Annotated in this window: 22 protein-coding genes and 1 pseudogene; 17 read left to right on the top strand and 6 right to left on the bottom strand. The window is 34.5% G+C overall.

Annotation, left to right across the window (positions count from 1 at the left end):
• Positions 1–316: LPXTG cell wall anchor domain-containing protein (locus RTP99_RS17305; protein WP_312366623.1), on the top strand; the 316-nt coding region annotated here is incomplete at its 5' end.
• 274 nt (positions 317–590) lie between these two features.
• Here the strand turns inward: RTP99_RS17305 and RTP99_RS17300 are convergent.
• Positions 591–1055 (bottom strand): hypothetical protein, encoded by a 465-nt coding sequence (locus tag RTP99_RS17300; protein WP_000955012.1) that lies wholly within the window; start codon positions 1053–1055, stop codon positions 591–593.
• Positions 1056–1242: 187 nt separating this feature from the next.
• Between RTP99_RS17300 and RTP99_RS17295 the strand changes: the two genes are divergently transcribed.
• Both RTP99_RS17295 and RTP99_RS17290 read left to right on the top strand, forming a co-directional pair.
• Positions 1243–2739: a SulP family inorganic anion transporter gene (locus RTP99_RS17295; protein ID WP_000486700.1), complete on the top strand. Its 1497-nt coding sequence runs from the start codon at positions 1243–1245 to the stop codon at positions 2737–2739.
• A 158-nt stretch (positions 2740–2897) separates the two neighbouring features.
• Positions 2898–3269 carry a hypothetical protein gene (locus RTP99_RS17290; RefSeq protein ID WP_000278023.1) on the top strand — a complete coding sequence of 124 codons (372 nt, stop codon included), beginning with the start codon at positions 2898–2900 and terminating at the stop codon, positions 3267–3269.
• Positions 3270–3296: 27 nt separating this feature from the next.
• Here the strand turns inward: RTP99_RS17290 and secA2 are convergent.
• Positions 3297–3962, bottom strand: a pseudogene (gene secA2, locus RTP99_RS17285) (accessory Sec system translocase SecA2); the annotation flags it as partial.
• 272 nt (positions 3963–4234) lie between these two features.
• Between secA2 and RTP99_RS17280 the strand changes: the two are divergent.
• The 3 genes from RTP99_RS17280 (at position 4235) to RTP99_RS17270 (ending at position 7520) form a co-directional block, all read left to right on the top strand.
• Complete coding sequence (locus tag RTP99_RS17280; protein WP_001060182.1) at positions 4235–5755, top strand: putative polysaccharide biosynthesis protein; 1521 nt, start codon at positions 4235–4237, stop codon at positions 5753–5755.
• Between the two features lie 141 nt (positions 5756–5896).
• Positions 5897–7006: a polysaccharide pyruvyl transferase CsaB gene (csaB, locus tag RTP99_RS17275; RefSeq protein WP_001241615.1), complete on the top strand. Its 1110-nt coding sequence runs from the start codon at positions 5897–5899 to the stop codon at positions 7004–7006.
• Between the two features lie 268 nt (positions 7007–7274).
• Positions 7275–7520, top strand: coding sequence for a hypothetical protein (locus tag RTP99_RS17270; protein ID WP_001103254.1), 246 nt, complete (start codon positions 7275–7277; stop codon positions 7518–7520).
• 96 nt (positions 7521–7616) lie between these two features.
• Here the strand turns inward: RTP99_RS17270 and patB1 are convergent, their stop codons facing one another.
• Both patB1 and RTP99_RS17260 read right to left on the bottom strand, forming a co-directional pair.
• Positions 7617–8807: a secondary cell wall polysaccharide O-acetyltransferase PatB1 gene (patB1, locus tag RTP99_RS17265; protein ID WP_000733047.1), complete on the bottom strand. Its 1191-nt coding sequence runs from the start codon at positions 8805–8807 to the stop codon at positions 7617–7619.
• A 24-nt stretch (positions 8808–8831) separates the two neighbouring features.
• Positions 8832–10247 (bottom strand): MBOAT family O-acyltransferase, encoded by a 1416-nt coding sequence (locus RTP99_RS17260; protein WP_000232131.1) that lies wholly within the window; start codon positions 10245–10247, stop codon positions 8832–8834.
• A gap of 225 nt (positions 10248–10472) precedes the next feature.
• On the opposite strand from RTP99_RS17260, the gene RTP99_RS17255 reads away from it, so the two are divergent.
• The gene (locus RTP99_RS17255) at positions 10473–11930 is read left to right on the top strand and encodes an MBOAT family O-acyltransferase (RefSeq protein WP_000898518.1); all 1458 of its coding nucleotides are present in this window, start codon (positions 10473–10475) and stop codon (positions 11928–11930) included.
• A gap of 9 nt (positions 11931–11939) precedes the next feature.
• Positions 11940–12971, top strand: coding sequence for a hypothetical protein (locus tag RTP99_RS17250; protein WP_000792068.1), 1032 nt, complete (start codon positions 11940–11942; stop codon positions 12969–12971).
• A 142-nt stretch (positions 12972–13113) separates the two neighbouring features.
• On the opposite strand, the gene RTP99_RS17245 is transcribed toward RTP99_RS17250, so the two are convergent.
• Positions 13114–14508 (bottom strand): O-antigen ligase family protein, encoded by a 1395-nt coding sequence (locus RTP99_RS17245; protein ID WP_000256712.1) that lies wholly within the window; start codon positions 14506–14508, stop codon positions 13114–13116.
• A 309-nt stretch (positions 14509–14817) separates the two neighbouring features.
• On the opposite strand from RTP99_RS17245, the gene RTP99_RS17240 reads away from it, so the two are divergent.
• The 3 genes from RTP99_RS17240 (at position 14818) to RTP99_RS17230 (ending at position 16373) form a co-directional block, all read left to right on the top strand.
• Entirely contained in the window at positions 14818–15606 is a 789-nt protein-coding gene (locus RTP99_RS17240) for an enoyl-CoA hydratase (RefSeq protein ID WP_000454174.1), read from the top strand.
• A 102-nt stretch (positions 15607–15708) separates the two neighbouring features.
• Positions 15709–16029 (top strand): hypothetical protein, encoded by a 321-nt coding sequence (locus RTP99_RS17235; RefSeq protein WP_000755705.1) that lies wholly within the window; start codon positions 15709–15711, stop codon positions 16027–16029.
• 17 nt (positions 16030–16046) lie between these two features.
• Entirely contained in the window at positions 16047–16373 is a 327-nt protein-coding gene (locus tag RTP99_RS17230; protein ID WP_001277353.1) for a nucleoside triphosphate pyrophosphohydrolase, read from the top strand.
• Between the two features lie 28 nt (positions 16374–16401).
• On the opposite strand, the gene RTP99_RS17225 is transcribed toward RTP99_RS17230, so the two are convergent.
• A complete protein-coding gene (locus tag RTP99_RS17225; RefSeq protein ID WP_001027096.1) occupies positions 16402–16578 on the bottom strand; it encodes a hypothetical protein in 177 nt (58 codons plus the stop codon).
• Between the two features lie 126 nt (positions 16579–16704).
• Here RTP99_RS17225 and RTP99_RS17220 point away from each other — a divergent pair, with 126 nt between their 5' ends.
• The 6 genes from RTP99_RS17220 to RTP99_RS17195 all read left to right on the top strand — a co-directional run bounded on the left by RTP99_RS17220 (position 16705) and on the right by RTP99_RS17195 (position 24683).
• Positions 16705–17754, top strand: a complete 1050-nt coding sequence (locus RTP99_RS17220; RefSeq protein WP_046646422.1) for a M42 family metallopeptidase — start codon at positions 16705–16707, stop codon at positions 17752–17754.
• Between the two features lie 240 nt (positions 17755–17994).
• A complete protein-coding gene (locus tag RTP99_RS17215; protein WP_000877252.1) occupies positions 17995–19584 on the top strand; it encodes an N-acetylmuramoyl-L-alanine amidase in 1590 nt (529 codons plus the stop codon).
• Between the two features lie 132 nt (positions 19585–19716).
• Positions 19717–20670: a TRM11 family SAM-dependent methyltransferase gene (locus RTP99_RS17210; protein ID WP_001059298.1), complete on the top strand. Its 954-nt coding sequence runs from the start codon at positions 19717–19719 to the stop codon at positions 20668–20670.
• Positions 20671–20930: 260 nt separating this feature from the next.
• Positions 20931–22085, top strand: a complete 1155-nt coding sequence (locus RTP99_RS17205; protein ID WP_001265869.1) for a tyrosine-type recombinase/integrase — start codon at positions 20931–20933, stop codon at positions 22083–22085.
• An 83-nt stretch (positions 22086–22168) separates the two neighbouring features.
• Positions 22169–24295, top strand: a complete 2127-nt coding sequence (locus RTP99_RS17200; protein ID WP_000739305.1) for a tyrosine-type recombinase/integrase — start codon at positions 22169–22171, stop codon at positions 24293–24295.
• Entirely contained in the window at positions 24288–24683 is a 396-nt protein-coding gene (locus RTP99_RS17195) for a DUF6262 family protein (protein ID WP_000526290.1), read from the top strand. The genes RTP99_RS17200 and RTP99_RS17195 overlap by 8 nt, the downstream gene beginning before the upstream one ends.
• The last annotated feature ends 487 nt before the right edge of the window (positions 24684–25170 follow it).

The following is a 25170-nucleotide window of genomic DNA, read 5'->3' as shown; positions in this document are numbered from 1 at the left end:
GATCTTGGTAACACCGATCGAAGAAGAAAATAAAGAAGAAACAACAGAAGAAATGAAAGACTTATTAAAGCCGGAAGAACCAAAGGTGAAAGAAGAACCGAATGTGTTAGAGCAACCGGAAGTATCAAGCAAACCAGAAGTACAAAACAAACAAGATGTACAAGATAAATCTGAAGTAACATCTAATGAAGAAGATAATAAGCAATTAAAAGTACTTCCTCAAACAGGTGGAGCATCAACTGAAGCTACTTCTGTTATCGCGGGGATGTTAACATTAATTTTAGGTGCAAGGTTGTTTAGACGTTCAAAAAATTAATGATGAGAGTTCGTTCGGAAACGAAATGTATGAAAAAAAGCGGAGACGATAAGTCTTCGCTTTTTTTCGTACTTAGCTAAATTGAATCTTCCTTATTAAATATTGTTTGAATTGATCTGTTTTACTGCGGAGATATATAGTTGTTAAATTCAAATTTTTATAGGGGATAGTGAGAATGAAAAGTTTTGATGCCATGAATTTAGGAGAGCGATCCAAAAGACATACTTAATAAGAGAGGCCGTCCCTAAAAAAGGGACAGCCTCATTGAATCGTATTATTTACGTGAAAATCCTTCTTCATCAAGGTATTCCGCAGCTTCTGGATAAGAGTTGAATGTACCGTCTAAATTTACACCAGCGTACACGTTCCACATATCGTCCTCTGAGATAAGAGTAAGGATATGACCGTCTTCGTTCTGCCATTCTTCTTCTTTTGCAGGTTCTGCAGGAACTACGATTTCTTCTTGTGATAATAGTTCAATTGATTGCTCAATTACTGAGCGTAACTCATCTGCTGAAAACTCACGGATGTTAACCATACCTTTATCATCCGTTTTGTAACCTTTAATCCCACTTGCATATACAAATCCGTTTCCATTTGGATGTAAATGATATACAACGTTCTTTTTATCTAAACGACTTTCTTCAAAGTGAAAGTTCACACGTTTTAATGATACGTTTTTTCTTTCTAATTCTGGGAAAGATTCAATGATCGATAATTTTTCTTCAAAAGTTAGCATAGTGCCTCCAAATATATAATAAAAGATTTAATTTATCCATTATATCATAGTTATAATAGTTTCCAAAGATGCGGTAGGAGCTTACAATTGAATGCGTTTACGTCACGATACTGTAAAAAGTGGACTAACGAATGTATCCTTTTAGGTGTACAATGGAAAATGGACTTTATACAAAGGTGGTTATTATATGTTTCAAAAAATAGCAAAGGAATGTTTAGCAGGTTTTACTGTTGCGATTGTTGCATTGCCACTTGCCATTGCATTTGGTATTGCTGCAACGGGAACGTCTGAGGGAGCACTAGTCGGATTGTATGGTGCAATTTTTGCAGGCTTATTTGCGGCGTTATTTGGTGGTACACCTGGGCAGGTTACGGGACCAACTGGACCGATTACGGTTATTGCAACAGGGGTTATTGCGACGCACGGATTAGAGGCGAGTTTTATAGTATTTATGATGGCGGGACTGTTTCAAATTTTATTCGGTGTATGTAAGCTTGGATCTTACGTGCGGTACATTCCCTATCCTGTCGTATCAGGATTTATGAACGGTATCGCATTAATTATTATTTTAGGTGAAATGAAGCATGTGCAAAATAGTTTTCTACTCGTCGTATTAACGATTATTGTCATGATTGTTTCTGGAAAGTGGATTAAGGCTATTCCATCTAGTTTAGTCGCATTAGTAGGTGTGACAGCTATGCTTCCTTTATTTTCTTCTGCGTTAGAAGGGCTTACAGTGAAGTTACCGGTTATCGGAAATTTGTCATTAAATAAGGTGATTGAAAAGATTGGGACGATTCCAGAAGCGATGCCAACGCTTCATATTCCATCTTTAAGTGGAACAGGTATAGCAGAACTTATTTTACCAGCGCTTAGTATTGCTTTATTAGGATCGATTGACTCGTTGTTAACATCGGTTGTAATGGATAACGTGACGGGGACACGTCATAAAAGTAATAAAGAACTGGTCGGACAAGGTATAGGTAATGTGATGAGCGGATTGTTTGGCGGATTAGCAGGGGCAGGTGCGACTGTACGATCTATCGTTAATATAAGAAGTGGCGGTAAAACGGCGCTTTCAGCAAGTATGCATAGTGTTATATTATTTATTTTCATTATGGGACTTGGATCAGTCGTACAATACATTCCACTTGCTGTATTATCAGGTATTTTAATTTTAACTGGTATTGGCATGTTTGATTGGGAGAGCATGAAGAAAATGCATGTAGCGCCAAAAGGTGATGTCGTTGTTATGCTCGTAACGATGATTGTCACAGTGAAGTTTGATTTAATGATCGCGGTTGCGTTCGGTATTATTCTTGCCTTCATTATATACATGGTGAAATGTAAAGAACGTAAAGCTTCTATTGTAAAAGAAAAGGAAGCAATATATAAAATTAAGGGCCCACTTTCGTTTTTAACAGTGGATCGTGTTTTTTATGCTTTACAAGACGTAAAATCTCCGGTTGTTTTACGTATGAAAGATACACGCTATATGGATGTATCAGGAGCTATGGCGTTATTGAATTTCATTGAGCAGTCGGGTAAGTCAGGATTGAGTGTAACGCTAGAGCAAGTGCCTGCTCATATTGAAAAGATATTAGTAACAATGGCGAGTAGTGAGCAGAAAGATAAATTACTATTTACAGAAGCTGATGTTATGCAAGGAAATGCCCTCGTATGAGGGTGTTTTTTATTGTTTTAATATTTTTCTTTTATTGGAATTTATTAATCTTAGCAGTATAGTAACATTCTAGATTAGGTATGTAATATTATATTAATGTATATGAATTATGAGAATTTTCGTTGGAAGGAAGAGCTTTAAGCTGGGGGGAATAATTGATGTACAAACAGTTGCCACACGGAGTGAAAATTGGGATTACACGCTCAATTGTTGTTTCTTTTGAGAAGTATATGAAAGAAATTGAATGGAACGAAGAAAAGTTTGATATGCAACAATTTGTTGAACAGTGGAAACAGTATTTATACACAAAATCAACTTGGATCAATAAAGTAGATGATGAGTTGAAAGGACATCCAGATTTCCATCAAGCGTTAGCAATGAAAGTAAATGAAAAAATTAACGAGCTTATTAATGAAAAACCGAGCGAAGAACAAGTGGAGCAATTAAAAAGAAATAAAGTAAAGCATGCAGATGAAATGTGCAAACTAGAAGCTGAATATCATATTGAACGTTTATTCGTAACGAAATAAATTTTACATAAAGAAAAAGCCTGTCCAAAGAGGTGTCTTTGCTTCGTCAATTAAAACGCTATCAATCTCATCGATAATAGCAAAATGATAAGGACGTTGTACCTGTTCATTTTTTGAAGAGGCCATATTATCACGTAGATAGTCAAAGCCAAATTCTGTTCCAATACCGTATGTAATATCAGCTTCGTAAGCAAGTTTCTTTTCGGCAGGATCGATTTGAGGAATATTTAATCCAACCTTTAAACCTAGAAATTCATGAACTTGGCCAATTAATTCTTTATCTCGTTTTGCTAAATAGTCGTTTACAGTAATAACGTGAACGCCTTTTCCTTCAAGAGCACGTACGTATGTTGGAAGAGAAGAAACTAATGTTTTTCCTTCGCCAGTTGGCATCTCTGCAATATTACCTTCTAATAGTACAAGGCCACCAATTAACTGCACATCGTAGTGACGTAATCCAAGTACACGCTTTGCTGCTTCACGTACAACAGCGAATGCTTCAACTTTTATATCATTCACTGTTTTTCCATCATGTAGCATGTTTTTAAATGTGATCGTTTTATGACGTAATTCTTCGTCAGATAAATCAGATAGTTTTTCTTCTAGATTATTAATTTCTTGAACAAGTTGTTCATATTTTTTTAGTTTTCTCTTTTGAGAATCTCCTAACAGCTTTTTTACCGAATTCAGCATGTTGTAAACACTCCTCTTACTGACAATAGCTACATTATAGCACATGTTTATCCTGAATAAGTAGAAGTAGTAAATTCAAGAAAAAACTGGATATAAATAAGGTGTTATTGTACATAATATATTTAAAACTTAGAAAGAAAGAGAGTATTCAATGTATAAGAAATTTGGTATGATAGCTAAATGAGATTTTTCAAAAAAGAGAAGAATATAGCTATCTCGTTTTATGATGTAATAGGTATGGAAATTATATATTGAAAGAAAAGAGCTAGAAGATGAATAATAAGTTTGTGAAAGGCGCTGCGATTTTAACGATTACAACGTTTCTATCGAAAGTGTTGGGAAGTTTTTTTCAAATCCCATTACAAAATATAGCAGGAGATGAAGTGCTGGGGATTTTCCGCCTTGTTTTTCCTGTGTATATGATAGCTTTAACTTTATCAGTAGCGGGAGTACCGCTAGCTATATCAAAATTAATTGCTGAACTTCATGAGAAGAATGACGAGGACGGAATTGCCAAACTATTTACTTCAGCATCTATTATTGGAGTAATATTTGGAGTTCTTGGATTTTCAGTTATTATGATTGGATCAAGTATGTTTGCAAATATGCTTGGTGGACAAGATACAAAACTTCCACTAATTGTCACTTCGTTTGCGTTATTAATCGCACCATATATGGCGGTATATCGAGGGTATTTCCAAGGTTTTGGGGATATGATTCCTACCGGGTTGTCACAAGTAATTGAGCAGTTCATTCGTGTTTTCTTTATGTTAGCAATTGCATTCTTATTTGTATCTTGGAATAAAGGGAGTGACGTTGTAACAGGCGGCGCAATGATTGGTTCTTGCCTTGGGGTAATTACGTCACTTATCTATTTGAGATTGAAGTATGTAAAAAGTGTATATCGTTATAAAAGTAACGCATATTCACTACAAGATTTTAAAGATAATGCAAAAAAGATACTTTTGGTTTCGATTCCAATTGCAGTTGGAGCGTTATCGATGCCGGTGTTAAATTTAGTTGATTCTGTAACAATTCCACATATGTTGCATGAATCCACTACAACGATTCAAGAACAATTTGGTATATATAGTCGTGGATTTGCGTTTACACAATTAATTGTCGTGTTTGCAAGTGCGATGGTATTCCCGTTAATCCCATTGTTAACTGCTGCATTAACAAAAAAAGATATAGCCTTAGCCAAACAAACAATTGAACGAACAAATGAGCTTGCTCATGTTTTAACAACGCCGATAACAATCTGGCTCATGGCACTTACAATCCCGTTAAATATTGGATTGTTTACAGATGCTAAAGGGAGCGGAATGTTAGCTATTTTAATTGGTAGTTCGTATTTTACGTCACTTATGGTATTATCAATAGGAATTTTGCAAGGAATTAACCGTTCTAAGCAAGCGGCGTGGATAGTTGCTGGGGCGAGTTTTGTAAAAGTTATATTAAATATAGTACTTGTAAGTCAATTTGGAATAATTGGTGCGGCTTATAGTACACTTATCATATATATCATGATTTGTATCGTAAATTATATATACATTCGAAAAGAATTGGCTTATTCGATTCACATAGGGAGATTTTTTGCTGTAATTGGGATATCTAGTATAGTAGGTATAGGATTATATTTCACATCTACTTTCATAAATGTGGTAGATTCTAGACTTATTGCAATAACATATAGTGGTTTAGCGTTTTGTATAGCCTCGTTCATATATGGCATATGCGTATTAAAGTTGAACTGGATATCCAAAAAGCAAATCCCGTTTTTACGTAAATAAATGAGTCCATAAATGAGTATGGCTATTTATATGTTTGTGAAAGAAATCAATCTGAAGTTATCCAACTTTTCTTATTAAAGAGTTGATAGCAATTTGTTGCATAACAAAAAGTTGATTGCGAAATGTTGGAGGAGATTAAGAGTGCGGTTAGTTTTATCAGGATATTATGGTTTTTATAATGTTGGGGACGAAGCGATTTTACAATCAATTATTAAAGCGCTATATGAAGAGGAGCCTACTCTTGAACTTGTTGTACTTTCGAATGACCCCGACTATACAAGAAAAATGTACGGTGTAGAGGCAGTAAATCGCTGGGATATAAGAGCAATTTATAAGGAAATAAAAAGAAGTAGTGGCTTAATTAGCGGAGGGGGAAGTCTCCTTCAAGATAAAACGAGTATTAAAAGCATTTTGTACTATACAGGTATTATGCGAATTGCTCGTTTTTTGAAGAAGCCATATTATATTTATGCGCAAGGAATTGGTCCAATTACGAAAAGACAAAATCGTTTATTAGTGAAATGGCAAGTATCCAAAGCGGAATATATATCAGTTCGTGATGAAGATTCATTTTTGTATTTAAAAGAAATCGGTATTAAGAAGGATATCGAACTAGTTCCAGATCCAGTATTGGCATGTCAATCAGAAGGAATGAAGTCAGAGTGGCTGCAAAAACATTCGATTCAAGGGAAAGTAATTGCAGTTAGTGTAAGGTATTGGGACGCGAAAGAAGATTATATGAAGAAGCTAGCAGATACGCTAAAAAAATTTAAGCGTGATGGGTACCATATTTTATTCGTACCAATGCATGGACCATTTGATCAAAATGCATCACGCGATATTATTAACTTAATGGGAGAAGAAGCTCATATGCTTCCGTATAAGTTGGATATTCATGAGAAAATTTCAATTTTTTCGGAATGTTCGCTTCTAATCGGTATGAGACTTCATGCGCTCATACTATCAGCCGTTGCTAATATTCCCATGGTAGGTATTTCATATGATCCAAAGGTTGATTCATTTTTACAACAAGTAAATCAGCCGATTATCGGAAACGTAGATGGTGACTGGACGGCTGAAACTTTGTATAATGTCGCAATGAAGCAACTAGAACAAAAAGAATATATACAAGCAAAATTGGAACAAAGAGTAGAAGAATTACGAGAGCAAATTTCAACAGCGTCTCGATACATCATAAGTGATTTGAACTCAAAAGAGTTTAAAAAAGAAAATGTCGAATTTCATAAGTGATTGTAAACTTATGCTTATAAAAAAAGAAGTTTGAGAAATAAGACATATGTTTTAAAATCCTAATGTTATATATATATAATATTAGGATCAAATGTTTTATTTAGTAAATGGTAAGAAAATAGGTATGCTAATAAAGATGTCGATTAACGTACCAACATCTTTATAGTTATATTTTGTAATTATAATCTTTTTCTGTGATAGTTGTAAATGGTTATAAGAAGATTGTTGAAAATGTAATGCTAACGGTGAAACTCTAGGTTCATTATATGTGAACGTAACAGAAGGTAATGTAGCATTTAAAAACTTTGAACTTGTATCTAAAGTAGGTCAATACGGTGCATCACCTGATACAAAACTTGATCTAACTGTTTCTAACACAGTTGCATATCAATTATCTAAGTACACTGACAAAGGTACATTAGTATTCAAAGTATTAGGCGATAAGAATGTTGTAACAAGTGAAATTGGTTCACAAGCAGTACAAGTGAACGTTCTTAACAATCCAAATCTATAAGTCGATTATAGATAAAGTAAAAAATCAGTGGGGATTCATCCCCGCTGATTTTTTTAATAGAAAGAAGGCTCTTGTAAAAATACAAGAGCCTTCTTTCTATTTCTTAAACTTAAACATATCCCCGCTCAAATTCGAATCACTATACACGAACAATACCATGTTAATGTTGTTGTCTTGAATGTATTGATATACATCTTTTTCGTGATAGTGACGCAGGTCGAGGATAGATGTGTGTTTGAAACTTTGTGCTAAGTGTGGCACGATTGCGTTTGCGAATGAGTCTTTTAGGACTAGGGCGCGTACTTCATTTTGTGCATTGTTATTTTCGATGACGATTTCTGGATAGTCATCCGTGTAATAACCTGCGTATGATGTTGTATCTTTTTGTTTTTCTACGCCGTATATTTCATCTAAGTTTTGGTGAACGGTACCTTGCACATCTTTTGCGGTTACGCTTGTGAAGTTGAAACCGTCTTTCGGTGTGTAGTAGCATAATTTTTCACCATTGGCATCGATGAGTTGGTATAGTTGGTTGTTAAAACTTCCGACTAAATGTTTATTTTGCGCACATGTACGAGTGTAGTCTTCTTTTTTTATTTCTTTTCCTTTATATATAGAAGATTGTTGCCCGATTGTGTTCATTATATATTGGTAACCTAAGAAGGCACCGTCCATATTCCAATGATGATCTGTTTTGAAATACATGTCTTGTATTTCTTCGTTTGTATAGTTCTGTTTAAAGTGTTCCATAAGTTTTATTGGCTTTACGTCTGCTGGAAGCTTCTTTAGAAAGTAATTTAAATTTTCCTGTGCATATGTGTGAATATGAGAAGGTAATTTAAATGATAATGCATTCGTTTTTGACGGTGGTAAAGCAAAGTAAAACTCAACGTTTTGTTCTTTTAAAAACTGAGACAAATCGTTTATAGCAGGCATAGATTGTTCAATTTCATTATATTTTTTTGTCCACGCCGGGTTTTTCAGGAGCCATTTATCATCAGTTAAAATAATGTCGTTAATGAGAGATTTGCCCATATTAATTTGAGCAATTGTATAGTTTTTAATAAGCTCATCTCGTCCGATTAGTTGATCATTTGTGTATGTTTCGACATCTTTAAAGAAGCTACCAGTTAGGAGAGCTTCTTTCGTAAGTGCTGGTTTTTGAGCGAGCGGCCGATTTTCAACTGGTGAAATGTCTCGGTCTGTTTTGAGTAACGATAATATGCCAAATGAAAAGATAATGGTGAGAAAACCGATAAACAGGATGAGGTTCCCCAATTTTTTCATAATAACTTTTCCTTCCTACATCAGTTAAAACCTGAAATAAATAAATGGATTATATGTTGAGTTAATCAAGTACATAACCGAAATCATAAATAATGTTAGTAATAATATAGGACGTACAAATTGCATTGTGAACATATACGTTTTTGGCGCAAGTTCTAGTATGTTTTTCATTCTTTTTAAAATTGGTGTCGCTGCGATAAAGGCAATGAGAAATACGATAATGTATTCATGTACGTATAACATCGTATTGTCATCGATGAAAGATTGGCTGCTTATGCCGAACATCGCTTTTAAATATTGGAACGAGTAAGCGAAGTTGTCAGCTCGGAAGAAGACCCAACCGATCATAACGATTAGTAATACGTATGCATGTTGCAGCGGCTTCCATAGTTTGTTTAATATTTTTTCGAATCCAGCTTTTTCAATTGAAATAATAAAGCCGTAATATAAGCCCCAGGCGATAAATGTCCAGCTCGCCCCGTGCCATAAACCAGTTAACCCCCATACGATGAAAAGGTTACGATAATTCGCTGGTTTTGAAACGCGGTTTCCGCCGAGCGGGATATATATGTAATCGCGGAACCAAGAGCCGAGTGTAATATGCCATCTTCTCCAAAACTCTGAAATAGATTTAGAGATGTACGGATAGTTGAAGTTTTTCGGGAAATCAAATCCGAACATTTTTCCAAGTCCGATTGCCATATCAGAGTATCCTGAGAAATCGAAATAAATTTGCAGGGTATAGGCGATAATACCAATCCATGCCGTTCCAACACTCATTTCAGATGGTGGTAAGGCAAAGATTTTATCAGCGACGAATCCAACTTGGTTAGCGATTAATATCTTTTTTGCTAGTCCGAGAACGAAAATTTGAATACCTTCTGTGAATCGTTCAAAAGAATGGATGCGCGTTTTAATTTGCTCAGCGACAATATTGTAACGAACAATTGGTCCGGCAATAAGCTGAGGGAAAATAGATATATATAGCGCTAAGTTAAGTGGATTTTTTTGAACATCCCCATCTTTACGGTATATATCGATGACATAGGACATCGCTTGGAATGTATAAAATGAAATTCCAATTGGTAGTGGAATAGGTTCCACATGAATAGATAAGTGCAATACGTTGTTTAAAATGTCTGTGAAAAATGAAATATACTTAAAATAAGAAAGTAATAGTATATTTCCGACTATAGCTATAATTAAAAATGTGACTTTCATATTTTTTCGTTTATCATAATGATGCACGAGTAGGCCGAAGCAGTAGTTTAATACGATGGAAAAGAGCATTAAAAGAACGAAACGTGGTTCGCCCCATGCATAGAAAATTAAACTAAATGCAAGTAATACGAAATTACGTAGCTCGGCACGCACTATAAAATAGAAAAATAATACGAGAGGTAAAAAGATAAATAAGAAAATCGAACTACTAAATACCAAAGGACTCTCCTCACTTTTTCGAAATACATTTCGTAAAAAAAAACGACATATCTATTATATATTCTTTTTTATAATAGTGCCTTTAATATTTTAGCATGTTAATAATTCGATTAAAATAATTATCCTATATAATAGAAGGAAAGCGGTATGGAATCCTTTTGACACCCACTATCTGGATAAGATAAGATGAATAAGGTGTGATTTGTTTAGAAGGGAAGAGATGGTGTGTTATTTAACTCGTTTGAGTTTATTTTTTTATTTTTACCGATAGCATTTCTTTTATATTTTTTATTAAATAAATTTGGACAAACTACTTTAGCGAAAGCTTGGCTTGTCGCAGCATCTTTATTTTTCTATAGTTATTGGAACATAAAGTATTTGCCGCTTATGTTAGTATCGCTTATTGTGAACTACTTTATTGGAATGAGGCTCGTGAAGCATAAGAGTAAATTTCTTTTAGCAGTAGGCTTACTATTTAATATCGGAATGCTTAGTTATTTCAAGTACTATGATTTCTTTTTGCAAAATGTAAATTCGTTATTTGGAACTCATTTTACATTATTATCATTAACGTTACCGCTTGCGATTAGTTTCTATACATTCCAAAAGATTGCGTTTTTAGTAGATACATATCGCGGGGAAACGGAGGCATGTCATTTTCTTGATTACGCTCTGTTTGTAACATTTTTCCCGCAACTTATTGCAGGACCAATTGTACACCATGCGCAAATTATGCCGCAGTTTGCGGATCGTAGTAAAAAGCGTTGGCAATCAAATTATATCGTTCTCGGTATTTTTGTATTTGCCATCGGTATTTTTAAGAAAGTAGGGATTGCAGACGTTTTATCTCCTGTCGTACGGGAAGGGTTTGATGTACAGCAGTCGCTAACCTTTGTTGAAGCTTGGCTTTCATCATTAGCGTTTACATTTCAGTTATACTTTGATTTCAGTGGATATAGCGATATGGCAATTGGAATTGCGTTAATGTTCAACATTAAATTGCCTCAAAACTTTAACTCACCTTATAAAGCGGTGAGTATACAAGACTTTTGGCATCGTTGGCATATGACATTAAGCCAGTTTTTAACGAAATATGTGTATATTTCTCTTGGAGGAAATCGAAAAGGTATTACGCGTACATACGTCAATATTATGATTGTCTTCTTAATAAGTGGACTTTGGCATGGGGCTGGTTGGACATTTATTTTCTGGGGATTTCTGCACGGATTAGCTTCTGTCGTTCATCGTTTGTGGAACAAAGCAGGAGGGTGCATGCCGGCCTGGGCGGGATGGCTCGTGACGTTTTTCTTCATTAATATAACGTGGGTATTCTTTAGAGCAACATCGATGCATGATGCGGTGAAAGTGTTAAAAGGAATGTTTGGATTTAATGGATTCGAACTAGCCAATAGCGTATTCCCGGTATTTATTATTGAGAAGCTACAATTTTTAAAAGGGTACGGTGTTTCATTTACTGAAGCATACCATGTTTCATTATTAAATACGGAAATAGTAGCGTATATTTTCGGAGCATTATGTATTAGTTTCTTCTTAAAAAATTCAATTCAGTTAAAAGACTCCTTCCGTCCGACAGTATGGACGGCGTTATTTACTGCAATATTACTTGTGTATAGTGTATTGCATTTAACGAGTATTAGTGAGTTTTTATACTTTAATTTCTAGGTGGAGAATATGAAAAACAAACAGTGGCTTATTTTCGTTTTTGTATGTGTTTTTATTCCACTTGCAGGTGTTGGAATATTTAATGGCTATGCAGATTCACTTTGGTTATTCTCGCATAAAAATAAGTGGAATGATGTTCAGTTTGGGTTTAATGAGAGACAACAAAAAACGAATTATATAACATATCGTCCGTTTACTTATGATGGCGTTATACTTGGAAGTAGCAGAACAACGTTTATCAATGAGAATGATTTTACTGGATTAAACGCATTTAATTATGCGGTAAGTAGTACAGATCCGCGTGAGTACGATGCGTACATTGAATATGCAAAAGAGAGAAAAGGTAGTGAATTATCTTCTATTGTGATTGGTTTAGATTTCCTTGGAACGAACAAAAATAGAGAAATCGGTTTTGAAAAGCCAGAAGTATATATTAATGAAGCACAAAGCTTACTATATCCAATTAAATCGTATGTGAGTATGGATGGGATTACATATTCCCGAAATACAATTCAAAACTCCATTCATCACAATAAGACTATTGATTTATATAATCGCGATAATATAAAATCGATGCGTGAGTATACGAAAGAAGAGCGTGACACACAAATTGCCGCGCAAGTAGATAAATTTAGTAGAGAGATTTATGGCGGGAATTATGAGTATCAAAATATGAAGGAAATATTAGGAACTGTAAAATCTCATAATCCGAATACAAAGTTTTATATTTTTACAACTCCTGTTTCAGAGCCATTGTTCCGTGCGATGATTCAATCAGGGCGTTGGGAAGAGTATAAAAGGTGGCTCCATGATGCTGTCGATGTATTTGGAGAAGTGCATCATTTCATGTATTTAAATTCAGTAACAAAGAACTTAGATAATTATATGGATGGACATCATTTCAGGCCAGAAGTCGGAAAGATAATTGCACATAAAGTTGTAAATGAAGAAGATCGTAATGTGCCGAAAGATTTTGGTATTGTTATTACGAAGGATAATATTGATGAGGTGCTGGAGCAGATTCATGCATCGTTTCAATAGAAAGAAATAGTTCTGTTTCAAAGATTGAATCGTCATGTGATTCGATCTTTTTTAGTAGTCCACAAAAAATTTAATTAAGCGAGAAAAAGCAATTATGACTGGAGTAGAAAGAAGCAGCATCCAAATAGATGCTGCTTCTTTCTTATTCTATTTCTAAATCAACAATTAAGTAGGCAAGTATAACGATGAAAAAAATGCTAACAGATGGCGCTGTTAATACGTGACCGGACATAAAGCCAATGCCAAGTGATAGGATGATTGTACTAGCTAATAGCATATATTTTACAGTTATAATTTGCTTAAAGTTTGTGATCATACGGATGAATAGTTTAATACCGAAGTATAGAAGTGGTATTAAGTAAATAAGGAAACCGATAATTCCAAAGGCGAAAAATAGGTCATGGAAGTCCATTTCAATTAATTTAATTTTAACTGTGTAGTTACCAGCGTAACCCATTCCAAAAAGTTTTTGTGAGAGCGGTGCTTCTTTATAGTATTGTTTGTATACTTTTAAGAATTTGTCCCGATCACTATAAATTAAACTCTTCACTTCAGAGTCTGTTAGTTCACCTTTTGCGTGTTTTTTTGCATCCTCTGGATTTTCTTTAATTACTTTTCCTTCTTTTTTATCCTGTTCTTCTTGTACTGATTTTTTGTATTCGTATATTTGCATGTGGATTCCCATATTTTTTGCGATAGGAGTATGCGGTGTAAGAACAATTAAACCTCCTAGTACAACTGCTGCAACGATGGTGTTTACAAGATATGTGAATCCTTTTTTTTCTTTTTTACGGTTTATCATATATTCAATGAACGAGAAGAAAAGTGCTACGCCTAATGTTAGCACAATTGCACCATATCCAACTTTTGTTCCGACCATAATACTTGCATACATCGCAAGTATTGTTGGAATCCAGTAATATATTTTCGAGAAAGAAGTTGTTTTATAAATCGAATATAAGACAACGATTGGGAACATAATCGCGAAGAGAGCACTTAAATCATTTCCAGCAAAGAACCAACCTCTTGAGCCAATTTTTGAGTGAGGATAGCTTGGGAAATCAGTGCCAGTTTGCATTGCGATAATCATTGTGATGCTTAAAATTAAAGTTGCATATAAGAAATATGTAATGATTTTATGAAACACATATTCTTTATTTTTTAGCTCTTTAAAGACGATAATATATCCAAACAGTAGCACAATTGGATATATGCTCTTTAAAATAAATTTAACTTCTTCTCCAAATGAAACTGGGGATTTAACCATCATATTATTTACAAGACCGATTGCCAGTGCAATTCCGAGTAAACATAAATAGAGAATGTACTTTTTCGCGCCTTGTTGTTTATGATGAAGAAGTAGATAACCTAATGCAAGAAGCATAAAGGCGAAACGGACTACGATTCCGACTGTTGCGCTCATGTGTAATACATAGATTGAAAAAGATGTTAATAAATCTAAAATTGGTTGAAACACGATGAATAGCAGTAGGAAATGCGGGAAGTAGTTATCCGTCTGTTTTAACTTAGTAACCATATGTTCCTCCATTTCTTCATTCCTTTATTTCAGCACCCCTCTATATAATAGGAAGGGGAATGAATTTCTATATTTAATTTTTATATCAGACTTAAGAATACACCATTTCATTGTAATGGTAAATAGATGAAGAGCCGGGATAAACCGACTTTAATTTCTATATTTTTCAACGAAATTGTATGTTTTATGCAAGGCGATATACAAATTACGAGATTATTAGACAGAAAATTAAGAAAAAAGAAGGGTTTTTCACATCCTTTCTATAATTATATAAGTATAATCTTTGTGTAGAAAAGAGGGGTATATATAATGGAAGTAACAAGTAAAACAGAATCTGTCATTGTGAAATATGAAGGGCACGTTGCAACGGTTATGGTCAATCGCCCAGAGGTGTTAAATGCATTAGATGAACCAACGTTAAAAGAGTTATTACAAAAACTGAAAGAAGTAGCGGAGAGTTCTGCACACATTGTTGTGTTATGCGGGAACGGCCGTGGTTTTTCTGCGGGTGGAGATATTAAATCGATGCTTTCAAGTAATGATGAAAGCAAGTTTGATGGTATTATGAATACTATTTCTGAAGTCGTTGTGACTTTATATACGATGCCGAAGCTTGTTATTAGTGCTATTCATGGACCAACTGCTGGTCTTGGATTAAGTATTGCACTAACAGCTGACTATGTGATGGCAGATATATCATCAATTATTGCGATGAACTTTATTGGAATCGCTTTAATTCCAGATGGTGGCGGCCATTTCTTCCTTCAAAAGCGCGTTGGTGAAAATATGACGAAGCAAATTATTTGGGAAGGAAAGAAATTATCAGCAACAGAAGCGCTTGATATCGGTTTAATTGATGAAGTAATCGGCGAAGATTTCCAAACGGCTGTGAAGCAAAAAATTAGTGAATGGTCACAAAAGCCAATCAAAGCGATGATTCAAACGAAGCAAATTTTATGTGAAGTAAATCGCTCAAATTTAGAACAAACGTTGCAGCTTGAAAAACGCGGCCAATATGCGATGAGACAAACAGCAGATCATAAAGAGGGCATCGCTGCATTTTTAGAAAAGCGTTTACCGGCATTTAAAGGAGAATAAAGTGTAGTGGCAGTTTTACTGCCGGTTAATTTAGGATAAAGGGGAGAAAGTGCTAACACATTTTAGTATAATTGTGTTAGCACTTTTTTTTAGGAGTAATATATGAAGAAAGTTATTGGTATTATCGTTATTATTTTACTTACATATTATGCTTTGCATAGTACACCATCTCTTGCGGTACGGACTGCACTATTTTTTGAAGGGCATCCAATTGCTGCTTTCTCAGGTGAAGTGGAGAAAGAACGGGATGTGAAAAAAGAAGCGATTCCTGATGAGTACCAAACCTTATATGGAGAGAAGAAAGAAGAACCAGAGCATTATTTCTTTCCGGCAGTAAGGGCGCACGGATCAGGAATTGATATGTTAAGTGCTTGTGTGAAAAAAGAGTGGTTATTTTATAAGGCAGAGCTCGGCTGCTATTAAACATAGGAGGATGAATGATGTCAGCATATAACAAGTTAGTAAGAGATCGTGTTCCAGAGAAGATCTTAATGTCTGGAAAAACATATACAGCACAAAAATTAACAGGACAAGCATACATACAAGCTTTGGCGAAAATTGGAACAGAAGAAATTCGTGAATTTGCTTCTATGAAAGAGCGTGAACATGCGCTTGATTCTCTTGCGGATGCACTGGAAGTAATCATCTCATTAGCGCGCGCAGAAGGTGCAACAATTGAAGATGTAGAACGTCTTCGTAAGCAGAAAGAGATAGAGCGCGGTGGGTTTGAAAGAGGTATTTACTTGTTGGATGTTTCAGAAGAATAGATTTGTAGGGAAAGCATAGCGTTACTCATTAACGAACGCTATGCTTTTTTGTTGCGATTAAGCTAATAATGAAGAAGATAGCTGTTAATACCCAGCCAATTGTAATAGAAGTAGTAGTATGAACTGCATAAGAAACTTGTAAACAAAGTAATGATGCTAGAAACCAAATGAGTGCAATGTGTACATATTTTTTTGATATATTCATATTGTATAACTCCTTTTATATACTAAAGTGAATTTTACTATAATTTAGAAAATTAAGCTATATGAGTAGAGGATTTATAGTAAATTCGGTATACTAAATAATAGGAAAAATGAGGAGGAAATGACAATGGCACATCATGCGAAAGAAACGATGGAATTGATTAAGGAGCTTGTCTCTATTCCAAGTCCATCTGGAAATACAGAGAAAATTATTCGTTTTATTGAAAACTATGTAAGTGAGTGGAATGTAGAAACGAAGCGTAACAATAAAGGTGCTCTTATTTTAACGGTAAAAGGGAAAAATGATGCACAGCATCGCTTATTAACAGCACACGTTGATACGTTAGGTGCGATGGTGAAAGAAATTAAGCCAGATGGTCGTCTCAGTCTTTCTATGATTGGCGGATTTCGCTGGAACTCTGTAGAAGGGGAATATTGCGAAATTGAAACATCAAGTGGCAAGACGTATACAGGAACGATTTTAATGCATCAAACATCTGTACATGTATATAAAGATACAGGTGAAGCGAAACGCGATGAGAAAAATATTGAGGTTCGTATCGATGAGCGTGTATTTTCAGCTGATGAAGTACGTGAATTAGGAATTGAAGTAGGAGACTTCGTTTCATTTGATCCACGCGTTCAAATTACAGAGAGTGGATACATAAAATCACGTCATTTAGATGATAAAGTAAGTGTTGCCATTCTATTAAAATTAATTAAGAGATTACAAGATGAAAACGTAACATTACCATATACAACTCATTTCTTAATCTCTAACAATGAAGAGATTGGATACGGTGGTAACTCTAACATTCCAGAAGAAACGGTTGAATATTTAGCTGTTGATATGGGAGCGCTAGGTGATGGACAAGCATCTGACGAGTATACAGTATCTATTTGTGCAAAAGACTCTAGTGGTCCGTATCATTATGCACTACGTAAACATTTAGTAGAGCTTGCGAAAACGAACAATATTGAATATAAAGTAGATATTTATCCGTACTATGGATCGGATGCATCAGCTGCGATTCGCTCTGGATTTGATGTGAAGCATGCATTAATTGGAGCAGGTATTGATTCTTCTCATGCATTTGAGCGTACACATGAAAGTTCGATTGCTCATACAGAAGCACTTGTTTATGCATATGTATTATCAGAGATGATTGCAGAATAAGAAAAGAAATAGGCTACCTCTAGTAGCCTATTTTTTATTTGCAGAGAAATCGACTTTATTTAACAAAAAGTAAGTTAATTGTAATTTGTTTTACAATATTAAGAAAGTAGGTTTACTACATAATTCGAGTATTATAAAATAATAGAGGCGCACTAATTTTTTTTGTTTGTATTTTTTGAGATTTATATATTAAGATTACGCGTTATTAAAAGGTGATTGTCGAGAGGAGTATTATTTTTTATGAAGTATCGTGCAGTCGCGGCAGGTATTTTAGCCGCAAGTTTATTATCGTCTCCAGTAAGTAGTTTCGCAGCAGCGAAGAAGTTTTCGGATGTTCCTTCATGGGCGCAAGAATCAGTTGATTATTTAGTAGGAAAAAAGGCGCTTGATGGAAAGCCAGATGGAACGTTTTCTCCATCTGAAGCAGTAGATAGAGGGTCAGCTGCAAAAATTTTAGCAGTCGTTCTTGGTTTACCAATTGATCCAAAAGCAAAGCCATCTTTTAAAGATGCACAAAACCATTGGGCAGCTCCGTACATTGCTGCAGTGGAAAAAGCAGGTGTAATTAGTGGAGATGGTACTGGTAAATTTAATCCATCAAGCCAAATTAACCGTGCATCTATGGCATCTATGTTAGTACAAGCATACTCATTAAATAAGAAAATTATTGGAGAACTTCCAACACAGTTTAAAGATTTGGAAACTCATTGGGGTAAGAAACAAGCTAATATTTTAGTAGCTTTAGAGATTTCTAAAGGTACGGGAAATGGCTGGGAGCCTGAAGGAACTGTAACTCGTGCAGAAGCAGCTCAGTTTATTGCGATGGCTGATCAAAATAAAACAGATACATCAAAAAGAATGTATATGAACAGAAACTTTATTACATATCATCAACCATCATTATCATCTGGTATTACTGATGTTCAGCATAAGCCACAAATGGTTGTAGTGAAAGAACAAAGAGCAGACGGCTGGTTAAAAGTTGTAACAAGTAAAGGTGAGAAATGGACACCTCTAACAGAAAAAACAGAAACGATTAATGAAGGATTTACTACTTATGAAACAGCTTCACATAGTTCTAAAGTGCTAGGTACATATAATGCACAAACAGTAACGGTTATGGAAGAGAGTGGAAGCTGGATTCGTATCCGCGTAGGCGCTGGTTTCCAATGGGTTGATAAAAATCAATTAAACCCAGTAAAACAAGAGAACTTCTTAGAAGGTAAAGCAATTATTATTGATCCAGGTCACGGTGGAATTGACTCGGGTAATGTTGGTTATTATGAGAAAGAAAGTGAAACTGTATTAGATGTATCATTACGATTAAAGAAAATATTTGAGCAAAGGGCACCATTTACTGTTATGTTCACTCGTACAAATGATACACGTCCAGGAACAAGTGGTCCTGATTCATTAAAGAAACGTGTAGAGTTTGCACAGGAACATAATGGAGATATTTTTGTAAGTATTCATGCTAATGGCTCTGAATATAAAAATGGACAAGGTACAGAAACGTTATATTATCAGTCAGCAAGAGCAAAAGTAACGAATCCGCATGTAGAAGACAGTATGTTATTAGCACAAAAAATTCAAGATCGTCTTGTAGCAGCACTTGGAACAAAAGATCGTGGTATAAAACATCAGGACTTATACGTAACTAGAGAAAATACAATGCCAGCTGTATTAACAGAATTAGCATTTGTAGATAATAAAAGTGATGCAGATAAAATTGCTACACCAAAACAGAGACAAGCTGCAGCAGAAGCGATTTATCAAGGCATTTTAGATTATTACGAAGCAAAGGGTAATAACGTATCTTCTTTCCGTTAATACATTAAAAGAGATTGCCAATAGGCAGTCTCTTTTATTTATTAACGTTTCTCTTTATTTCAGGCATGTGATATCATTTAATTTTATACAAAAAAGTATTGTAATTATAACGATATAGAGGATGATCATAGATTGAATAATCATAGGAAAACACCTGCATGTATATATACGTATGCATTTCGTGAGGAGGAGCGTGCTTTATGTTACTTGGAAATGCGCTCGTTCTTTGGAATGGAGTCCCACGTTAATATTTTGAAAAGTGATGTCAAAATTGACCCGAGTAGAAGTCCTTTTATGAAAGAACGCGTTGAGGTTATGTATGAAGGAGACGACTTAGAAAGTATTTTGGAACAAGTAAAGGAAATTGAATTAGGAGAAATGACGTTTAAAGTTATCTTCGTGAAAATCAATGATCTTGAGGGAGAAAATAAAATAGAGTATGCGGAAAGACGTATCATTGAACGACGTATTGGGGATTGTATTGATGCGGAAGCAGATGTGCGCAATCCAGAGCGTACTTTTGGTATTGTTCCATTAGGCGGACGTTGGTATTTTGGACATTATGTAGAGAGTAAACCAGTTTGGTACCATCATATAAAAAAACCACGTAGCTATTCGACATCTCTTAGCACACGCGTTGCAAGATCCGTTGCAAATATTGCGGTGCCAAATCCAGAGGGAGTAAGAGCGATTGATCCGTGCTGCGGCATTGGAACGGTTGTAGTAGAAGCTCTTTCGATGGGAATTAACATCGTTGGTAGAGATATAAGCCCGCTCGTTGCGATTGGAGCGAGAGAAAATATTGCGCACTTCGGATTCGATGGGACGATAACGAAAGGTCCGATCGAGGAGATTACGGAGAACTATGACGTCGCAATTATCGACATGCCATATGACTTATTTACGCACGCAACACCAGAAAATCAGCTCTCCATTCTTTCAAGCGCACGCCGCATTGCTAAAAAGGTAGTCGTTGTCACAATGGAAACAATGGACGATATGATTCATGAAGCAGGATTTGAAATTATAGATCGTTGCACTACAAAAAAAGGAACATTTTCTAGACAAATTCTTGTTTGTGAATAAGGAAGAAAGGTCACCCGTTTGTTAAAGTAAGATAATAAATTACAGGATAGTTAGTCCATTATGAGGGCTGATTATCCTTTTTTATTTACATAATGAATGGGGAAAATAAAGATTGAATATTTAGTTTAATCAGTATAATATAGGTGTGTAATTTGAAGTGTTTGTTAGGTTTTGGAAAGAGGACAAAGTTTCGATGTGAGGACCTTAAAAAACAATTAGAGGCACTCTTAAAGATAGACAAAGGATGGTAGGGTGTTTTAATGAGAGTTCAAGAAATATGTATTGGTAATAGAAAGGCATACCTTCTACTAAATTCGGAAGGAGTACCTGTTGTATCAGTAGCTAAGTATATGAAACATCTCTATAACAATGAGAGTAAAAGTAATACTTTAAAGACATACTGTACGGCTTTAAAACACTATTTCACATACTTACAACAAATAAAAATTGATTACCAACAAGTTAATTTTGAGATTTTATCTAACTATGTGGTCTGGCTTAGAAACCCATATAGAAACAACAAGGTAATTCCTTACAAAATACCTCAAAAACATAATAAAGAAAAAGAACCCAAACAACTGACTGAGAAAACAGTAAATAACTACATCAGTGCCGTAACCAACTTTTATGACTATTTGTATCGTAGCGAGCTAATCGATTCAGATATAGTTGAAAAGCTAATGAAAAAGATGTTTACTGGTGCCGGTGGAAATGGATACAAGAGCTTTTTACATCATGTCAACGAGGGAAAACCCTACTCCAAAAATATCCTTAAATTAAAAGAACCCAAAGAAAAAATAAAGATATTTACAAAAGAACAAGTTGAAACCATCTATCATTCAACTACGAATATTAGAGATCGATTTCTAGTTCTTTTGCTTTTTGAAACAGGTTTACGTATTGGTGAAGCTCTCTCTTTATTCCTTAAAGATTTTCAATTTGATGCTAAACAAAGAAAACATAAGCTTAAATTAACAGATAGAGGAGAATTACCTAATGGTGGTAAGTTAAAAACAGGATCTCGGGAATTAGAAATTTCTCAGTCATTAATGAACCTATATGATGACTATCTGTATGAAGTGATTGATGACTATAATCCGGACCATAACTTTGTTCTTGTGAAGCTTTTTGGGAAGAATTCTGGTGAACCAATGACCTATTCGGATGTATATGCCACTTTTAAAGAGATTGAGAGAAAAACTGGTATTTATATAACTCCACATTTATTTCGTCATACTCACGGAACGATTTACTATCTCGAAACGAAAAATATTAAAATGGTGCAAGAGCGTTTGGGACATTCGCAAGTCCAAACAACAATCAATCTATATGTTCACCCTTCTGATGATGCAATCCGGGAGGATTGGGAAAAAGCAGCTCATGCGTTTAAAATTGGACCCAAAATAGATAACTAAAAGGACGACGTTGCCTTAGAAATTCCTGACGAAGCGTTTCCTTTTTAATTTAAAACTAAACGAGTGATGTAGGAGGAAAAGCTTTGAAAAAAAATATAGAAAATTACCTAATTCCGCAAAGTGAATATTGGGACTTAATCACTTCTACCCTCATCTCTTACGAGGTGAAGGAAATATCTAGCGATGGAACACTAAGAAGAAAACTTGTGAAAGATAATTATTTTTCTATTAATGATATATGGAACGTGAATGAAATTGGTCAAATTCCTAACTTTGAAGAACGCTTTAAGAAATATACGGGGACAAGAAAAGTATTAAAGTTAGCTACTAAGTGCATTACAATATCCCAAGAGTTGAAATTTGTATTCTATTGCTACCTTTTTAACGATGAGTTAAGTTTTAACACTGTATTTTGCACCTACAACGTGCATTTAAAAAATTTGATTCAATTTCTAAATGAAAAACACAATCAACTACATTCTTTACTTGATTTAAATATCGATAAAGCTGAGAAAGAGTGGGTTTTGTGGTTAAATAATAAGGGATTAAAAACTACTTCATCAAAAAAGAACCGCGATTATAAAACTAAAACACAACAAGCAACTTTCTTGCGAAGAATGTATGAGAAATTATATTATCTGACAGATACACGGGAAGAATGGGAAAAAGATAAATGGGATGCCAGGGTGTTAAATAAGAAGTATGGGATCTTATATAATACTTCTGATTCTCATTATTATATAGATTTTACAACTATTCATAATGATGTTTTTAAACAGCATTTTAAAAAATATATTAAAACTAGATTACTAGGCGGAAAGAAATTTTCGGTGGGTACAGCTATGAATTATCTAAGATTTGTTTCAAGGTTTCTAAATTTTATCAGTCAACTAGAACCTAACTGGAGTAATCTAAATATGCTTACAAGAAAACATATCGAGAACTATTTAGAGTATCTTCATTATTATGCAAAAAATAATTTGAAATATAAAAAAACTAATCCAAAGCAACATATAAATGATAGTCTAAAATGTGTTTACACCTTTTTACGTGATATCCAACGTTTTGAATACAGTATTGCACCTAAGAAATCCACTTCTAGACTACTTTATTCCGAAGATTATCCAAAATTAGATAAGAAATCCGATGATGATATTGATTACATTCCTGATTATGTATTGGAGCAATTATTTACGCACATTAACGATCTTCATCCAGATGTTCAGCCAATCGTTTGGATAGCGTACAAAACTGGTTTGCGCATTAGTGATACACTTGGTTTGACTCAAGATTCTTTGATTAAGTTAAACGGTAAATACTGGATTCAGACGGATGTTGAAAAAACTTATGTAAAAGACCATAAAGTGCCCATTGATGAACAATTAGCTAATATAGTCGCCATTTTAATCCGTAATTCTAAAGAACGCAGCAATGATGACAATAATCCCAACAAATACATTTTCGTCCGCTATAGTGGTACACGTAAGGGGCGGCCATTTATCCGGTATTGGGTACAAACAAAACTTAATGAGTTATCAGTCAAAAAGAATATTACGGATGAAACAGGTGATATCTTCCACTTTAAAAATCACGCGTTTAGACATACTTACGCAGTAAAGATGTTAAATGGCGGAGCTGATATTTTAACCGTTCAGGAATTATTAGCACACGCATCACCTGAAATGACAATGCGATATGCCCGTTTATTAGATGACACGAAGCGTAAGGCTTTTGAAGAGGTCATTAAAAAAGGTGTTTTTAGCTTTGATTTGAATGGTGAAATTCATCAGGTATCAGAGGCTCAAGACATTCCGGAAGGTATTATGGATATGATATGGAAAGACGAGAAATTAAATGCATTGGACAACCCTTACGGGACGTGTCGTGCTCGAGTTAATGGTAATTGTCCATTAGCAGTAGAGCCCCCTTGCCTTACAGCAAACGATGGAAAACCTTGTTTTGACTTATCGGTTGGTATGACAAGCTTTGATGTAAAAAAATATGAGCTACATATAGAAAGTACAATTAAAATAATTGAAGTCTCAAAGGAATATGGTCGCCAAGATATGGTCGAAGCAAACGAAAAGAACTTAAATAGATACAAAAACATTTATGAAACGATTAAAAACGGAAATGTCATTTTTGGACGTTTTGAACGTATAAAGAGGCAGTTAGAGGACAAGAAAAGGAAAGGTGTTAACCGTGGGTAATTTTAACCGTGAAGAGCAATTGAAGCAGCTACACGAAAAAAGAAAGCAAACAACCAAAGTTAAAGTTGAAGAAGCTATTAAACGCTTAACAAAGATTTCTAAGGCAATTAACTTTAACAGTGTGGCGGAAGAAGCTGGTGTAAGTAAAGCTACGCTTTATAATCACCCAGAACTTAAAGAACGTATTAAATTCTTACGGAATCAACAAGAAAAAGCATTTGTAGACTCTAGAATTAAACGAGATGAAAGTAATCAAAAAGCCATAATTGCATCTCTTAAAAGAAAGATTGAAAAGCTGGAAAAAAGAAAAAAAGAGCTCGAAGAGGAAAATAAGCGATTACGCGAAAGAGAAAACGAAAAGCTTACTGATTACTTTTCGAAGTTATAAAGCAAGACCACACATATTAGAGGATTACCAGTATTAAAAAAACAAGCTAAACAAATTCATATAGGAAAAGAATTGAGTTTTACTCCGTTAAAAGAGATCACCATACATACCATCAAACTAATAAGAATACAAGATAAAAATGAATTATATTTTTAAAAGGTGCACAACTTTTTTATTTTAAAGACATTATAAAACTTTATAATCTTACAATTATTCACATTAAATTATTTTGGAAAACAAATGATTTTTTAAGAAACTGGCTATGATTGTCACTATTATGGTAATTAACTTTTGAAGATGGATGAAAAAGTTAGAGGAAAAGTAGTTTAATATGTATTTGTAAATATTAAAAGAAATAATTTAACTAAACTGATAATATCAAAATGTTTACAAATTGAGAATTTGGAATATAATAACTTTAGAGTGAAAAAACACAGTTCGGTTGGTAGTCCGGACGCAATAATTATTTAATTATTGTCAGTAACCT

Origin of the sequence: Bacillus sp. (in: firmicutes) (assembly GCF_031983925.1) — a bacterium.
Lineage (GTDB): Bacteria > Bacillota > Bacilli > Bacillales > Bacillaceae_G > Bacillus_A > Bacillus_A pacificus.
The sequence above is the reverse complement of the archived record's forward strand: the minus strand, read 5'-3'. Positions and strand labels throughout refer to the sequence as shown.

Bases quoted from the DNA above. Each gene is read 5' to 3' on its own strand.
- RTP99_RS17205 (WP_001265869.1), top strand. From the start codon at position 20,931: ATGAGAGTTCAAGAAATATGTATTGGTAATAGAAAGGCATACCTTCTA.
- RTP99_RS17235 (WP_000755705.1), top strand. From the start codon at position 15,709: ATGAAGAAAGTTATTGGTATTATCGTTATTATTTTACTTACATATTAT.
- RTP99_RS17240 (WP_000454174.1), top strand. From the start codon at position 14,818: ATGGAAGTAACAAGTAAAACAGAATCTGTCATTGTGAAATATGAAGGG.
- patB1 (WP_000733047.1), bottom strand. From the start codon at position 8,807: ATGAAAAAATTGGGGAACCTCATCCTGTTTATCGGTTTTCTCACCATT.
- RTP99_RS17250 (WP_000792068.1), top strand. From the start codon at position 11,940: ATGAAAAACAAACAGTGGCTTATTTTCGTTTTTGTATGTGTTTTTATT.
- RTP99_RS17225 (WP_001027096.1), bottom strand. From the start codon at position 16,578: ATGAATATATCAAAAAAATATGTACACATTGCACTCATTTGGTTTCTA.
- RTP99_RS17245 (WP_000256712.1), bottom strand. From the start codon at position 14,508: ATGGTTACTAAGTTAAAACAGACGGATAACTACTTCCCGCATTTCCTA.
- RTP99_RS17290 (WP_000278023.1), top strand. From the start codon at position 2,898: ATGTACAAACAGTTGCCACACGGAGTGAAAATTGGGATTACACGCTCA.
- RTP99_RS17215 (WP_000877252.1), top strand. From the start codon at position 17,995: ATGAAGTATCGTGCAGTCGCGGCAGGTATTTTAGCCGCAAGTTTATTA.
- RTP99_RS17300 (WP_000955012.1), bottom strand. From the start codon at position 1,055: ATGCTAACTTTTGAAGAAAAATTATCGATCATTGAATCTTTCCCAGAA.
- RTP99_RS17230 (WP_001277353.1), top strand. From the start codon at position 16,047: ATGTCAGCATATAACAAGTTAGTAAGAGATCGTGTTCCAGAGAAGATC.
- RTP99_RS17295 (WP_000486700.1), top strand. From the start codon at position 1,243: ATGTTTCAAAAAATAGCAAAGGAATGTTTAGCAGGTTTTACTGTTGCG.
- RTP99_RS17280 (WP_001060182.1), top strand. From the start codon at position 4,235: ATGAATAATAAGTTTGTGAAAGGCGCTGCGATTTTAACGATTACAACG.
- RTP99_RS17220 (WP_046646422.1), top strand. From the start codon at position 16,705: ATGGCACATCATGCGAAAGAAACGATGGAATTGATTAAGGAGCTTGTC.